This window comes from Paenibacillus tuaregi (assembly GCF_900086655.1).
Classification (GTDB): domain Bacteria; phylum Bacillota; class Bacilli; order Paenibacillales; family Paenibacillaceae; genus Fontibacillus; species Fontibacillus tuaregi.
In genome coordinates, this window is record NZ_LT575476.1 from 4,834,282 (window position 1) to 4,849,773 (window position 15,492).

Annotated in this window: 11 protein-coding genes; 2 read left to right on the forward strand and 9 right to left on the reverse strand. The window is 50.6% G+C overall.

The features are described 5' to 3' along the window. Positions 1-18: 18 nt before the first annotated feature. The 3 genes from BN6628_RS21800 to uvrB all read right to left on the reverse strand — a co-directional run bounded on the left by BN6628_RS21800 (position 19) and on the right by uvrB (position 5,302). Positions 19-243, reverse strand: a complete 225-nt coding sequence (locus BN6628_RS21800) for a hypothetical protein (RefSeq protein WP_068620505.1) — start codon at positions 241-243, stop codon at positions 19-21. A gap of 109 nt (positions 244-352) precedes the next feature. Next, positions 353-3,223 (reverse strand): excinuclease ABC subunit UvrA, encoded by a 2,871-nt coding sequence (gene uvrA, locus BN6628_RS21805; protein ID WP_068620509.1) that lies wholly within the window; start codon positions 3,221-3,223, stop codon positions 353-355. Positions 3,224-3,310: 87 nt separating this feature from the next. Next, a complete protein-coding gene (gene uvrB / locus BN6628_RS21810; RefSeq protein WP_068620511.1) occupies positions 3,311-5,302 on the reverse strand; it encodes an excinuclease ABC subunit UvrB in 1,992 nt (663 codons plus the stop codon). Positions 5,303-5,704: 402 nt separating this feature from the next. Between uvrB and BN6628_RS21815 the strand changes: the two genes are divergently transcribed. Together BN6628_RS21815 and BN6628_RS21820 are read left to right on the forward strand one after the other, a co-directional pair. Next, the gene (locus tag BN6628_RS21815; RefSeq protein ID WP_068620513.1) at positions 5,705-6,490 is read left to right on the forward strand and encodes a flagellar motor protein; all 786 of its coding nucleotides are present in this window, start codon (positions 5,705-5,707) and stop codon (positions 6,488-6,490) included. Continuing rightward, on the forward strand, positions 6,487-7,305 hold the full coding sequence (locus tag BN6628_RS21820) for a flagellar motor protein MotB (RefSeq protein ID WP_068620515.1): 819 nt from the start codon (positions 6,487-6,489) through the stop codon (positions 7,303-7,305). Before BN6628_RS21815 ends, BN6628_RS21820 begins: the two co-directional genes overlap by 4 nt. Before the next feature lie 534 nt (positions 7,306-7,839). Here BN6628_RS21820 and BN6628_RS21825 read toward each other — a convergent pair. From BN6628_RS21825 to ftsE, 6 genes are all read right to left on the reverse strand, one after another. Then, positions 7,840-8,517: a hypothetical protein gene (locus BN6628_RS21825; RefSeq protein WP_235847681.1), complete on the reverse strand. Its 678-nt coding sequence runs from the start codon at positions 8,515-8,517 to the stop codon at positions 7,840-7,842. A 250-nt stretch (positions 8,518-8,767) separates the two neighbouring features. Beyond that, positions 8,768-10,078: a PDZ domain-containing protein gene (locus BN6628_RS21830; protein WP_068622534.1), complete on the reverse strand. Its 1,311-nt coding sequence runs from the start codon at positions 10,076-10,078 to the stop codon at positions 8,768-8,770. Positions 10,079-10,386: 308 nt separating this feature from the next. Next, positions 10,387-11,859 (reverse strand): S41 family peptidase, encoded by a 1,473-nt coding sequence (locus BN6628_RS21835; protein ID WP_068620517.1) that lies wholly within the window; start codon positions 11,857-11,859, stop codon positions 10,387-10,389. A gap of 207 nt (positions 11,860-12,066) precedes the next feature. After that, entirely contained in the window at positions 12,067-13,323 is a 1,257-nt protein-coding gene (locus tag BN6628_RS21840; RefSeq protein WP_068620519.1) for a murein hydrolase activator EnvC family protein, read from the reverse strand. Between the two features lie 36 nt (positions 13,324-13,359). Then, the gene (gene ftsX, locus BN6628_RS21845; protein WP_068620521.1) at positions 13,360-14,274 is read right to left on the reverse strand and encodes a permease-like cell division protein FtsX; all 915 of its coding nucleotides are present in this window, start codon (positions 14,272-14,274) and stop codon (positions 13,360-13,362) included. Beyond that, the gene (gene ftsE / locus BN6628_RS21850) at positions 14,264-14,950 is read right to left on the reverse strand and encodes a cell division ATP-binding protein FtsE (protein WP_068620523.1); all 687 of its coding nucleotides are present in this window, start codon (positions 14,948-14,950) and stop codon (positions 14,264-14,266) included. Before ftsE ends, ftsX begins: the two co-directional genes overlap by 11 nt. Between the last annotated feature and the right edge of the window lie 542 nt (positions 14,951-15,492).

Genomic DNA, 15,492 nt, shown 5'->3' on the forward strand with positions numbered 1-15,492 from the left:
TCTCCTTATATGTTATCTTCACCCAGAAGCAGATGCAAGCGAAATATAAAACTTTTTTTTGGAGCCATTTTTGCTTAATATATCCAATAAGACTTTCTCGCGTCCGATTATGGGCAAAAAGGCCCTTTCTGCTTCCAGAAAAGGGCCTTTCGTGTTGTTGTGTGCTAATGTCTTTCGGATGGCGATACAATTTCTCAATCCAGCTGCAAATGCCACTCCTGCCGCTTCGAAAAGATCGCTCAAGCTATCTCCACCTGAATCTTATATTAAAGTTCCTCATATACAGAACGAACTCGGAACCTCAACAAGTAATTTTGAAGCCCCTGTAATCCCAAAAACACCTGTACTATCCTTACACAGTGGAGGCTTCTCGCTCTCTAAGCTCCTGGCTCCGCTTGGTATCCCGCTCAAGGATAGGTTTAAGATATCTTCCCGTGTAAGACTCTTCCACCTTAACCAGCTCTTCCGGTGTCCCCGTAGCAATGATCGTTCCGCCGCCGCTTCCTCCTTCTGGACCCAGGTCAATCAGATAGTCCGCGGTCTTGATGACATCAAGATTGTGCTCAATTACAAGCACGGTCTCCCCGGAGTCTACCAGGCGGTGCAGCACCTTGAGCAGCCGGTCAATATCATCAACATGCAGCCCGGTCGTCGGCTCATCCAGAATGTACATTGTCTTGCCGGTGCTGCGGCGGTACAGCTCAGACGCCAACTTCACCCGCTGAGCCTCTCCTCCGGAGAGGGTTGTAGCAGGCTGACCCATGGTGACATAACCAAGACCTACGTCGAGAATCGTCTGAAGCTTGCGGTGAATCTTCGGAATGTTCTGGAAGAACTCTGTGGCATCCTCCACCGTCATCTCCAGCACATCGGCGATACTCTTGTCTTTATATTTAACTTCCAGTGTCTCCCGGTTATAGCGCTTGCCCTTACAAATCTCACAAGGAACATATACATCGGGAAGGAAGTGCATCTCTATCTTGATAATCCCGTCTCCACGGCATGCCTCACAGCGTCCGCCCTTGATGTTGAAGCTGAAGCGGCCTTTCTTATAACCCCGAATCTTCGCTTCATTTGTCTGGGAGAACAGATCGCGAATGTCATCGAATACTCCGGTATACGTAGCCGGATTGGAACGAGGTGTGCGGCCGATTGGCGACTGGTCGATATCGACCACCTTCTCAATATGCTCCAGCCCCTTCATCTCGCGGTACTGCCCCGGGCGGACCTTCGCCCGGTTCAAATCCCGGGCCAGAGTCTTATACAGGATCTCGTTAACCAGCGTAGACTTGCCTGAACCGGATACCCCAGTGACCGCCGAGAACACACCAATCGGAATCTTCACATTCAGGTTCTTGAGGTTGTTCTCCTTCGCCCCTTTGATCTCGATCCAGCGCCCATCAGGCTTCCTGCGTTCCGCACTCACCGGAATGAACTTCCGGCCGCTAAGGTACTGGCCTGTTAGAGACGCCTCGTCTTCCATGACTTCAGCAGGTGTCCCTTGGGAAACCACCTGCCCGCCATGAATCCCTGCTCCTGGACCAATATCGATAATGTAATCGCAGGCCAGCATGGTGTCCTCATCATGCTCAACAACGATGAGCGTATTTCCAAGGTCACGCATGTGCTTCAGCGTTTCGATCAACCGGTCGTTATCCCGTTGATGGAGGCCGATACTTGGCTCATCCAGAATATACAGAACGCCCATCAGACTGGAACCGATCTGGGTAGCCAGACGAATACGCTGAGCTTCGCCCCCTGACAACGTTCCTGCTGCCCGGCTCATCGTCAGATAATCAAGGCCGACATTCACGAGAAAGCCGAGACGGCTGTTAATCTCTTTGAGAATCATATGAGCGATCGTCTGTTCCTTCTCACTGAGCTTCAACTCATTGAAGAAGTTCATGGCCTCTCCGATGGAGAGCGACGTTACATAGGCCATATTCTGCCCAGCTACAGTCACAGCCAGGCTTTCTTTCTTGAGCCGCTGCCCTTTGCAGGTGCCGCACGGCTTCGCAGCCATGAAGCCTTCAATAAATTCACGGATGCCGTCCGATGCAGTTTCCCGGTATCTCCGCTCCAGATTCGGAACAATACCCTCGAATGTAACGTAGGCTTCCTTGCTCTGACCGAAATCGTTCTGATACCGGAAGCGTATCTTCTGTGAGCCCGTACCGTAGAGGAGCTTGTCCATCTGCTCCTTGGTCAGCTCCGATACCGGCACATCCTGCGGAATATGATAGTGCTCGGCAACCGATCTTAGATATTGCGGATAGTAGTTAGAAGTACTTCCTGCCCAGGCCTCGAACGCCCCATCTTCAATGCTCTTGCGGGGATCGGGAACAAGCAGATCCGGGTCAATGACCATCTTGGCACCCAGACCGTCACATTCCGGGCAAGCCCCGAACGGGCTGTTGAACGAGAACATGCGCGGCGCAAGCTCCTCAATGCTGAAGCCGCAGATCGGGCAGGCAAAGTTGGAACTGAAGCGCAGCTCCTCCTGGCCGATAATATCGACAAGAATCTGCCCTCCGGACATCTTGAGCGCAGTCTCGATTGAATCAGCAAGGCGGGATTGAACGTCCTCCTTCACCACGATCCGGTCCACCACAACCTCAATCGTGTGTTTCTTGTTCTTTTCCAGCTCAATATTTTCCGACAAATCACGCAGTTCCCCGTTCACCCGGACACGGACAAAGCCCTGCTTGCTGATCTCAGCAAACAAGCTCTTGTGCTCCCCTTTTCTTCCGGAAATCACCGGAGCAAGAATCTGCAGGCGCGTCTTCTCCGGATACTGCATAATACGGTCCACCATTTGTTCCACTGTCTGGGATGTAATCTCAATCCCGTGCTCCGGGCAGTGAGGATGGCCGATCCGGGCAAACAGCAGGCGCAGGTAATCATAAATCTCGGTCACCGTACCTACGGTAGAACGCGGGTTGCGGCTGGTCGTCTTCTGATCAATGGAGATTGCGGGTGATAACCCTTCAATCGAATCGACATCCGGCTTCTCCATCTGGCCCAGGAACTGGCGCGCATAGGCGGATAAGGATTCCACATAGCGCCGTTGGCCCTCAGCATAGATCGTATCAAAGGCAAGCGAGGATTTCCCGGAACCGCTAAGTCCGGTAAGAACAACAAAGCGGTCACGCGGGATCGTAATATCTATATTCTTCAAATTGTGCGCACGGGCACCCTTTATGACAATATTCTCTATAGCCATCGTTTCATCTCCTTAAAGCTCCGCTCCATCGGCGGCTGCTTACCCTGAATTCACCCTACAAGCCGGGCGGAGCCCAACTTTCTCAACTTACTCCGCCTTCAGCTCCAGTATCGCATCACGCAGCTCTGCCGCACGCTCGAACTGCAAATTCTTGGCCGCTTCCTTCATCTCGGCCTCCAGACGGCCAATATAAGCCTGGCGGTCCTTCTTCGACATCTTCTGTGCCCCGTCGGTCAAATAATCCGCCTTGCTTTCGGCAACCTTGGTCGCTTCAATAATCTCGCGAATCTTCTTCTTGATCGTCTGCGGAGTAATCCCATGCTTCTCGTTATAAGCAATCTGGATGGCCCGGCGGCGCTCGGTTTCCTTAATCGCCTTATCCATGGATTCCGTAATGTTATCCCCGTACATCAGAACACGGCCTTCCGAGTTCCGGGCCGCACGGCCAATCGTCTGGATTAACGAACGCTCGGAACGCAGGAACCCTTCTTTATCCGCATCAAGAATAGCGACAAGTGATACCTCGGGCAGATCAAGCCCTTCGCGGAGCAGGTTGATCCCAATCAGCACATGGAAGGTCCCGAGACGCAGATCTCTGAGAATCTGCATACGCTCAAGCGTCTTGATATCCGAATGCAGATACCTTACCTTGATGCCAATCTCCTTCAGGTAGTCGGTCAAATCTTCCGACATCTTCTTCGTCAGCGTAGTCACCAGAACACGCTCATCCTTGGCAATCCGGTCACGGATCTCCCCGATCAGATCATCAATCTGCCCCTTGGTTGGGCGGACCTCGATTACAGGATCAAGAAGTCCGGTCGGCCGGATAATCTGCTGTACCATTGTGTCCGTATGTTCAATTTCATAAGGTCCGGGCGTCGCAGATACATAGATAATCTCTTTGATCTTCTCTTCGAACTCCTCAAACCGCAGCGGCCGGTTATCCAGCGCTGAAGGAAGACGGAAGCCGTGATCCACCAGCACGTTTTTGCGGGCTTGGTCCCCGTTATACATCGCGCGGATCTGCGGCAGTGTCACGTGGGACTCGTCGATCACAATCAACATATCATCCGGAAAGTAATCCAGCAGGGTATACGGGGTTGCTCCGCGCTCCCGGAACGTCAGCGGTCCTGAATAATTCTCAATGCCCGAACAGAAGCCCACTTCCTTCATCATCTCGATATCATAGCGGGTACGCTGTTCCAGCCTTTGCGCCTCCAGCAGCTTCCCTTCTGAGCGGAACTTCTCCAGCTGCTCTTCCAGCTCGCGCTCAATATTCTTCAGGGCGATGCGCATCGTCTCTTCTTGGGTAACAAAGTGAGAGGCCGGGAAAATGGCAACGTGCTCGCGTTCCCCAATCAATTCCCCGGTCAGGACATCAATTTCGGTAATCCGCTCAATTTCGTCACCAAAAAACTCAACCCGTATCGCCTGCTCCCCCTTGGAAGCCGGGAAAATCTCTATTACATCCCCGCGGACGCGGAACGTCCCCCGGACAAAGTTAATGTCATTGCGCTGATACTGGATATCGACCAGTCTGGCTAAGATCTGGTTTCTCGGCTTCTCCATGCCCACGCGCAGTGACAGCAGCAAATTCCGGTATTCCATCGGGGAACCGAGGCCGTAGATACAGGATACACTGGCCACAATGATCACATCCCGACGCTCGAACAAGGAACTTGTCGCCGAGTGCCGCAGTTTATCAATTTCCTCATTAATACTGGAGTCTTTCTCAATGTAGGTATCGGAAGAAGGGATGTACGCCTCCGGCTGGTAGTAGTCATAGTAGCTGACAAAATAATCTACGGAATTGTTGGGGAAAAACTCTTTGAACTCGCTGGCCAGCTGGGCCGCAAGCGTCTTATTGTGGGCAATTACTAGCGTCGGACGGCCGAGCTTCGCAATCGTATGGGCGATTGTGAATGTCTTCCCGGTTCCCGTGGCCCCGAGCAGCGTCTGATGCTTCTTGCCTTGTCTGACGCCCTCTACCAGCTGTTCAATTGCGGCTGGCTGATCGCCCTGGGGCTTGAAATCGGAAATAAGTTCAAATTTCTGATTACTTACGACAATATCACTCATTGTCCAACATCACCCTTATCGTCTAAAATAGTATTCTGTACACATTTATACTTCCAAGCCTTGTGCTAAAGTTACTATATAAGTCTCTATCTAAGTTGAACTATTATTGATTTACACGCAAGGCACCTATGTGAAAATGTTCTACTCTCGCCTGTTCGCAATTCTTTAAGTTCAACTTAGATAACAATGAGTTTCTAAAAGCCTAGAGCGAACATGATTCCCATGACTTTTATAGAAAAGAGGCGCTACTCGCCTCATCATTTATATAACCCGTATCCTTGATGTCTAATAAATAACGGAAATCCTTACTATTCCATGAATAAGAATATCTGTTCCCATGATATTATACCTTGTTCATGATATGGTTGCAACGGATAGACCGAACTAGGAGTGAGCGAACTGGTGGATATTACTACAGTTGTTGGTATTATAGTTGGACTTATCGCTATCGTAGGCGGCTTTATTTGGGAAGGCGGCGAGTTTACAGGGCTGATGCAGATCACAGCAGCCTTGATCGTACTGGGGGGAACCCTGGCAGCAGTAATGATCAGCTTCCCTGCCTCCAAGCTGAAGTCCATTCCTCAAGCTCTGGCCATTGCTTTCAAAAGCCGGAATCAGAATCACGATGAGATTATAGAAGACATGGTCTCGATGGCCATGACTGCACGACGTTCCGGGGTTCTCGCTCTTGAAAGGCAGGCCGCCCAGCATGAGGATCCGTTCCTGCAGGAGGGAATCCAGCTCGTGGTTGACGGTACAGATCAGCATCTAATCAAACAGATCATGGAGCTGGAGATTGATGCTGCCGAGAACCGGTACAACGGATATGCCAAAATATTCGAGACGGCCGGCGGATATGCCCCGACCATGGGAATTATCGGCACGGTGATGGGTCTGATCCACGTGCTCGGGAGTCTGACCGAGCCGACCATGCTCGGTCCGTCGATTGCGATGGCTTTTACCGCCACCCTGTACGGGGTTGCAAGCGCCAACCTTATTTTTCTTCCCATTGCTACCAAAATCAAAACCCGGGGCGAAGATGAAATCATCCGGCTAGAAATGCTTCTGCATGGAATTCTGTCCGTTCAGAACGGCGATCATCATCTGCTTGTCCGCAAAAAACTCGAATCCTTCGCTTCCAAGAAACCGGACCGTGCGCCCCTGCAGGCCGGGGAGGCTGTGGAATGAGACAGCGCCTGAGCCGGAGACGTCAGCAGGAGAGCGGCGAATCCAAGGACCGCTGGATGATCACTTATGCGGATTTGATTACGCTGCTGCTTATTTTCTTTATCATTATGTACGCGATGAGCAGACTGGACGTGGAGAAGTACCAGATTGTAACGGAATCGCTGCAGATGACTTTCAAGAACGGGGATTCAGTCCTCGATTTGGGATCAGGGATTACTGGCACAGCCGGCAAGAACACCTCAAAGACCCCCCCTTCCCAGCAGGGGGCCGAGAAGGGGAATAGCGATAAGCAGGGCAATTCCGGCAGCACCAAACCCTTGACTGATCGGGAGCAGGCTTTCCGGAAGCAGGAGGAGCAGCTGCAGAATCTGATGAAAATGATTCAGGAGTATATTAAGAGCAACCATCTCGAGGATCAGATCCATGTGGCCGATCTGGCCAAGGGCATTTCGATTACGCTTAGCGACCGCTTCCTGTTCGATGTCGGAAAGGCTGATCTCAAGCCCGGCTCAGCTGAAGCTCTGAACAAGCTGGCCAGCCTGTTCAGCAAGCTGGACACCGTCATCAGCATTGAGGGCCACACGGACAACCAACCGGTTAGCGCGGGGGCCCGTTATAAAGACAATTGGGAGCTGTCCGGGGCACGTGCCCTCTCCGTCCTCCGGTATTTCATTGATACGGCCAAGCTGAAGCCGGACGAGTTCCAATACGCCGGATATGCGGATACACGTCCCGCTGCTGATAATACAACGGACCAAGGCAGGCAGAAGAACCGGCGGGTAGAAATCACGGTGCTGAGACAATTGCAGAAATAAACATTTACAGGAAAGGGGCTGTCCCAAAAGTCATTTGACCCAGGGAGGCCCCTTTGTCTGCTCTAAAGACGCTGCGGATCGAAACATTCCTCCAATCGCTGTTGCCCCCGAATATCCTGAACTCTTCTTAAAGGAAGATATATCGGGGACAAAGCATATACTTCCGAAGTTAGCTTTTCTTCGAAAAGCTCTTAGGCGACCGCTGCCGCTTTTCCTGAGTTGCTTGTTCTCTCCGCTGCTTCGTGCGCTGTTATATTCTCCCGCCGACCTCCATCGAAGAACATTCATAAGAATTGGCCAACCAAGAGTCTCAGGTTGACCTAATAATACAAAAGGCTGTCCCTACATCTTAAAGATGTTCTGGAACAGCCTTTAAATTTCTAACCACGCCCGGTGGTTTCTACAGTCATTGCAACTGTCCGATGAAAATAAGGATTTAGATGTGACTGCCGAGAATCCTCTCTATCGCTGGATATTCCTCGAAGCTTCGTTCGATGAAATGTTGAAAAATCGCCTCGTAAAGGGGCGGTTTTCTTATGCTTGCATGAATGCTTCTAACGGCTCCAGAATCGCGAACGTCTTCTTTCCATCCTTCTTCCGCTGCTCATCATAGAGTTTGGTCAATTCTTCGAACGATTTAGCTTCAATCTTCGTATAACTCGATTTGGTGTATCTGATTATGTACGTCTTTACCCCTTCCTCTTCACTCCACGCGTAAACGACATCATATTTGTCCCTTAAATTCTTCAAATGAAGTGACTGGCGCAGCACTGCAAAGTGTTCTTTAATGGCTTCATCACATTCCTCCATAATCTTCTCGTATGTACAGCCAACTCGCATCAGAATCTCCGATGCCCGTTCATCGCCGTATCTCGCGAGAAATTCCTTCAACGAAACCAGCGCATATAGCAATATTTGTTCCTTGTCATTCGGATTCCTGTATTCATAACAGCCTACAACCAAATTGCGGTCGATCATCTCCTCCTTACTGAATTGCATATTAAACAAATACTCGAGTGTTTTCTGCTTCATAACGGTTTCCAACATCTGTTCTTTATCAATCCTGATGCCCGTTGTCACCCATGGAAACGGTAGTTGGCCGTTACTTTCACGCGGTATGCTACCCTTAAGATTCAAAATCGGCATACCCGTAGCCATTGCGTACGACCTGTTATATCCCTCGCTGGCGAATATTTCCTGTTCTTCTCGCATGTGCCCTGCCCCTCCTTTTAGTACCAAGTTCCATTCGGCGCGAAGTGCCAGCCGTCTCCTATTAGTTCATCACCGCTGCTTTTCATTAATCCGCGAAGATATTTCTGGGATATAGTTTGTATCATATGAGAACCATAAGTTCATCTAATGGTACCGTTATCCTGCCCGTTGGCTAATGCCGGCTGCCAGTCTACAATTTTATTTTCACAGAACAGCAGCAAGCCAAAACCAGCCACGCCCACCAACCACCTTACCGGTCCAGTGCCTCACCAGGAACCTTCTCCGGTACCCGGGCACTCTTCCGCCCTTCCGCACCCCGTCGGGGCGATAAGAGCTCAAGCAGCGACAGCGGCTTCATTCTAAGCGCTACAGGCGCATCATCATCCGGCGCCAGAATGACGCCAAGCTGGTGATGCTCCCCGGCATAGATTGCCCGCTGGAGGAACTTGCTCTCTCCCTGGCGGTTGAGCACCTCCAGCTTGCAGAAGGCCGGATTCATGCGCAGCCCGCTGTGAAGCTGCTCCTTCGTGTTCACCGGAGTCCCGTTCACTTTGAAGATCACCTCGCCGGCCTCGATGCCGAGCTCCTCCGCAGGACTGCCGGGCAGGACGGCAAGTACCTTGAGGCCGCGGGAAGGGTGAACGAAGTAAGGACTCCGGTTCGTCTCTTCCACACTGCTGTACCATACCAGCAGCTCATGAAGCAGAAATGCGGCAAGGGCCGCAACGACAGTAAGCGGGCTCCACCAGCCGGCGAGCAGGGCCAGGCCCAGCAGCACCACACTATACAGAAGCAGCCGGCTGGAGGTCAGCCGTGCTTTTTGACCAGGCAGCGTGCTGACCGTCATTTCCGTGAAGCCGATCAGCGCAGGCAGTGCGATAAAGCTGAAGCCGCTATGCCAGGCCTCCCCGCCGAAGAACGGCGTCCAAGGCAGCAGGCTGCCAGCATTCTGGGCCGGAATGAGCAGGAACAGCGGAATAGGCCAGAAGCTTTTCATCTGATAACCGCCGACCACTTTCCCCCGCTTGCCTTCATAGAACAGAGGTCCGGCAAATAAAGCCCCTTGCCATCTGATCAGCAGCGCTTCGGCCAAGTGCAGCAGAGCCACCAAGGCAAGCAGAGACGGGATATTCAGATCCTGGACTGTCTTCAGCACCCCGCCCGCAAAGCCCTCCAGCGTGAACCCCGGAAACCAGCTTAATATGAATTGAATGACGCCCAAGAGCCCCACCGAATAAGCAAAACACAAATACCGCACGCGGAATAACAACAGAAGGATAGAAACAGACCATATCAGAATAATTCCGTCCAAGGTAAGTGTGGTCCCGAGAAAGGAGGACACGACGGATATCGCAATCCCGGCGGCAAATCCGCTTAATACGGTGATCCAGGTCTGCCGTCCCCAACTGTGAAGACGGACATGGAACAGCCTGCGCTCAAGCTGAACTTGTCTGCGGTATTGCAGCATGACCAGTATTATCGAAATATAATAGAACGGCTGCGCTAGAAAATAGACCAAGGCATCCGACAGCTTCCATAACCATTCAAGCACAATTTCCAAGTCCTCTTCACTCTCCCCTGTATCCAATACAGCAATAAAACTCTTCTTTCAGCGTAGACCAAAATTACGGATGATGGAAGTATCCAAAGTCTGGAAGCGCCTCCCAAAATGCATACCAACCGGTACCCCAACTGTTGCTCCCAGATTTCTTGAAATAAATTTATAAGGTATAAGTCCGTCACAAGGCGATTGCTTCGCTTCTCCAGAATCAATTCACGCTCTTGCCTATTCGAAATTCTTAAGTTCAACTTATATAGGCGGGTACCGCCTCAACATTCAGAAAAAAAGAAGGCTGAATTCAGCCTTCTTTATTTATTCGACGCAGGAGAAGCGATTTCCTTCCGGATCTCCGTGAACGCTCTGTTCAACTGCACATCGTTCTTAGGATCACGGATGTGGGCGATCAAGCTTTTCTCCAGTGCCTCCGCCGTCTTCGCATCGATATTGCCGGTAACCGTCAGCTTGCTGCTCTTTTGGAAGTTCTTAACGGCAGCCACGGTTTTGGTGTCAAAATAGCCATCCGTACGTCCCGGTGCAAATCCTAGCCCGTTCAGCATGACTTGAGCACTCTTGACATCCTCATTGTTCATATCATATTTCAGCGTCTTCTCTTTGTTAATTGGAGCAACAGAGAAGTAGGCCGGCTGGGATACGGCGATATCCGGCTTAATGCCTTTCTTGTGAATCCACTCCCCGTTAGGGGTCAGCCACTTCGCAATCGTGATTTTCAGCAGGCTTCCGTCGCCAAGCTCCTTGTCAAAGGAGGTCTGAACCGTTCCTTTGCCATAGGTCGTGTCCCCGATCAGCTTGGCATTCGCAGACTCCTTGAGCGCTCCTGCCAGAATTTCGGATGCGCTCGCGCTTCCTTTATTGGTAAGCACTACAATCGGATACGGCTTCGCCGTGCCTTTAGATACGGTCTGATCCCGCTGCTTCATCTTATTCTCCACCTGAACAATGACCTTGTCCTTGCCGATGAGGCGCTGAGCCATGTCGATCACCACGGACAAGACTCCTCCGGGATTGTTGCGGACGTCAATGACAAGTCCCTTCATGCCTTTGCTCTCCAGGGATTCCAGCTCCTTCTTGAAGCGTTGACCCGTATTCATGGAGAATTCCGTGATCTCGATGTAGCCTACGCCGCCTTTCTCCATGCGTGCGTTGACTGTCTCCATCGCGATATCGTCCCGTTTGATCTCAAATTCCAAGGCTGAAGCGGTTCCCGAACGTTTCACCTTCACCTTGGCTACGGAGCCTTTAGGCCCGCGGATTTTGCTTACGGCTTCATTCAGGCTGAGTCCTTCAAAAGATTCCCCGTTAACAGACAGGAGGATATCCTTGGCGTGAATTCCCGCTTTCTCGGCAGGCGAGCCCTTAATAGGAGAGACAACTACCACACTGCCGTTCTCCATCGAGACCTCCGCCCCGATTCCTGAGAAGGAACCCTGAATCTGTTCCGTAAATTCCTCCGCTGTTTTCTTGCCCATATAAGAAGAGAACGGATCATCCAGCGCGCTCATAATCCCGTTAATCGCCCCGTCTACAAGCTTGCTCTGATCCACATCCTGAACATAATTTTTCTTGACCAGGTTCAGTGCGGTCTCAATCTTATTCAAATCATCTTTGCTCGCAGACTCTCCTCCCATAGAGGCAAAAATCCCGCTAACAGGTGAACCGCTGCTGGATACTAGACTCCAATTTCCCGTAAGCGTCATGGTAAGCGCGCTGCTGACGAGCACGGCAACCACCACGAACAAAGCCACTGTACGTCCTTTATACATAGGTCCATTCACCGCCCTTTCCTATTCCGGCTGACTTGATGCAGGCCTTTAATATTCATCATAGTATATGTTTAGCTTGTACGGAATATTTATCTATAAATTAGATCCTAAATTTTGAACAGTCTTGGCTCTTGCCGTAAAAAAAGGGAAAACGGACCCATGCCCACCAAAGAGCAAGGGGTCCGTTTCCACAATGTTAAAACTTGTCTACAAATATGGCATCGGATCAACCGGAGTACCGTTAATACGTACTTCAAAGTGAAGGTGAGGTCCTGTGGAGTTGCCGGTATTCCCGGACTCGGCGATCACTTCGCCGCGCTTCACATTATCTCCCTTGCTGACCTTGATTTCTTTGAGATGGCCATATAAGGTCCAGGTATTATTCCCGTGGTCAATGATGACACAGTTCCCGTATCCGTTCCACCACTCAGCTACGATCACACTTCCGCTGTCCGCAGCGTGCACATCCGTACCCTGAGGAACGGCGAAGTCGGTACCGGTATGCAGCTTTCTTACGCCGGTAATCGGATGAATCCGGTATCCATACGGCGAAGAAATACGCGCACCCGAGACAGGCAGGGACATGGAACCGCCATTACCCGTAAAGCCGCCGCTTGAGGAGGATGAGCCTGAAGAGCTGCTGGAGACTTTGACCGTCTTGCTCTTCTTTTTCTGATTGTAAGCATAGATCTGGGCTGCCTTAAGTTTGTTCTTCTCCTTGGCAAGCTGAGCACGTTTGGTTGCAATCTGCACCAACAGCTGATCCTGCTTGCCGCTGATATCATCAGATTCTTCGATATCCGATTGATAGTTCGCGATCAGTCTTTGCTTCTCCTTCTCCTTGGCGTCAAGAATTCCTTTGCGGGCAGCCGCCTGCGTGTACAGATCCTTGACTTTGGCATAAGCTGTCTTCAGGTTCGCCTGTTCCTGGACAAGCATAGCCTTGTCCTTCTTATGGTCATCCAGAATTGTCTGATCCTGTTCGGCGATGGCTTGAATCGAATCGGCCCGGTCCAGGAAATCCGAGAAGCTGGTGGAGGCAAGCAGCACATCCAGATAAGATACCGCACCATCTGTATACATTAACCGGACCCGGGAATCGAGCAGCTTCTCCCGCTCGTCAATCCGCTTCTGGGTCTGATCAATCTTCTCTGCCGTAACACGCAAGCTTTCTTCAGTCTTGTCGATCTCACCGGAGATGTTGGCCAGCTCGCTGCTGACCTGATCGATCTGATCCATCACCACTTGGAGGAAATTCGTAGCTTTGTCCTTGTAATGCTGGGCTTCCTGTTTGGCTTCTTCCGCCTTTTGCTGCTCATGCTTGGCTGTCTGAGCCTGCTGCTGCAGCACCTTTAATTCATGATCGATCTGATCGATCGTTCTTTTCTTGGCGTACCCTTCAGTTGGCTGAAAGAGACATGCGGCCAGAGCAACAGCGACGACGACAGATAACGATTTTTTCAATTCTATATTCCCCGTCCTTCTTAAGATATCTATGAATTACACTTTCAGGAATTTGCGGATGGACACGGTGCTTCCCCAAATGCCGATTAGCAGGCCAAGCCCGATAAGCAGTCCTGCCAGCGGGAGCCCGATCGACTGAAGCGAAACCAAATGAATCGGAATCGTAATATCCTGGCTGACGGATTGGACCAGCTGATGGTAGCCTACGTACAAGACAACCACTGTAACAACCGAGCCGATCAGCCCGATCAGTCCGCCCTCCACAAAGAAGGGCCATCTGATGAAGTAATTGGTCGCGCCTACAAGCTTCATAATGCCGATCTCCCTGCGCCGGGCTAGAATCGTAACCCGAATCGTGTTGGAGATCAGGAACATGGCCATAACACCAAGCCCGATTACAAATACAAATCCGATATTACGAATCGCCCGGGTGACTTTGAACAGCTTCTCAATCGTGCCCTTGCCATAATTGACCTTGTAGATAGGCGAGTTCTTGTATTTCTCGTTGAGAGCGCTGATCTTGGTCGCTACAAAAGGAACCGTCGAAGGCTCAACAACCTCAACTTTCAGAGTATCGGGAATCGGATTGGTCGCCTCGGTATATCCTTCAAGGAGGTCTTTGCCGCTATCGCCGAGCTTCTGCTTGAAATCTTTGAGGCCCTGCGATTTGGGCACGAACGTAACCCGGCTGACCTCCGGCATATTGCCGATCTCGGTCTGAATGTCCTGGATGGACTTCTGGTCAACCTTCGTATTCAGAAAAGCGCTGATCTGAACCTGGCTGTCAGCCTCATCAGCGAACGAATTCACATTCAGCACCAACAGAATAAACACACCTAGAATGAACAAAGAAACGATAATGGAAGTAATTGATGCGACAGACATCCAACCGTTACGGAATACGTTCTTCGTACCTTCCCGTAAATGCCGCAAGAAGGTTCTAAAAGTCATATCCGTATTCTCCTCTCATCTGGTCACGGACAATGTTGCCCTGCTCGATGGCAATAACGCGCTTGCGCATGGTGTTCACGATATCTTTGTTATGGGTGGCCATCACAATTGTGGTGCCTCTGAAATTAATCTCATCCAGCAGCTGCATAATCCCCCAGGACGTCTCCGGGTCAAGGTTCCCGGTAGGCTCGTCCGCAATGATAACAGAAGGATTGTTCACGATGGCACGGGCAATCGCAACACGCTGCTGTTCCCCACCGGACAGCTGGGACGGTTCACGGTTCGCCTTGCTCTTCAGACCCACTAGATCAAGCACCTCAAGGGTGCGCTTCTTGATAATTTTCTTCGGGGCCTCAATGACCTCAAGCGCAAAAGCTACGTTCTCATAGGCCGTCAGCTTGGGAAGCAGCCTGAAATCCTGGAAAATAACGCCGATATTACGGCGGACGTAAGGAATTTTGCGCGGCTTAAGCTTTCCTATGTTAAACCCGTTTACCGAAATCTGCCCCTTGGTGGGCACTTCTTCCCTGTAGATCAGCTTCATAAATGTGGACTTCCCTGCACCAGAGGGACCAACTAAGTATACGAATTCATTCCGGTCAATCTTTACCGAAACCCCTTGCAGGGCGTGTGCTCCATTCGGATAAGTCTTCCAGACATCCTGCATTTCTATCACAGCATCACTTCCTAAAATTTATATCTCTATCTACTTCTATCTATCAATTCGGAATTAGTAACTACCTGTCATTATCCACTACATACAAGACTAATAGGACTTCGACACCTTCCAGCCAAATCCTTTAAAAGATGAGCAATTTCATCAGTCCGTTTATCATTGTAACAAATTTGTTACCCTTTGAGTACCCGAAAGTTTCCCATTCTTTTGACATATACATGTTTCATACCCATGTTCACAGGAATGTAATGGTGCCCAGCAAGCTGGCATTACAGGGAGTCAGATCTATAAAAAAGAACTTATGAAAGTTACCCTTATGGGGCACTGCGATGCCGAGTGTTCTTTAAGGCCGCTGTTGTCTCCGAAATGCCTGAACTAGATATCCAATGGGGCATTCCGGAGACAAGGCGGACGCTCCGCTTCTTCAGAATCACTCGGGATCGAAGCTGAGAAAGGTTAGTTTTTAAAGTTCGTTTTATATAGAACCTACCTGCCTATGAAGCATGGAGCATCGCCGTCTATATCCTTCCGTTTCCATATCA

Coding starts and splice junctions, on each gene's coding strand:
- uvrA (WP_068620509.1), bottom strand. CDS start 3,223: ATGGCTATAGAGAATATTGTCATAAAGGGTGCCCGTGCGCACAATTTG.
- uvrB (WP_068620511.1), bottom strand. CDS start 5,302: ATGAGTGATATTGTCGTAAGTAATCAGAAATTTGAACTTATTTCCGAT.
- BN6628_RS21820 (WP_068620515.1), top strand. CDS start 6,487: ATGAGACAGCGCCTGAGCCGGAGACGTCAGCAGGAGAGCGGCGAATCC.
- BN6628_RS21825 (WP_235847681.1), bottom strand. CDS start 8,517: ATGCGAGAAGAACAGGAAATATTCGCCAGCGAGGGATATAACAGGTCG.
- BN6628_RS21835 (WP_068620517.1), bottom strand. CDS start 11,859: ATGTATAAAGGACGTACAGTGGCTTTGTTCGTGGTGGTTGCCGTGCTC.
- ftsX (WP_068620521.1), bottom strand. CDS start 14,274: ATGACTTTTAGAACCTTCTTGCGGCATTTACGGGAAGGTACGAAGAAC.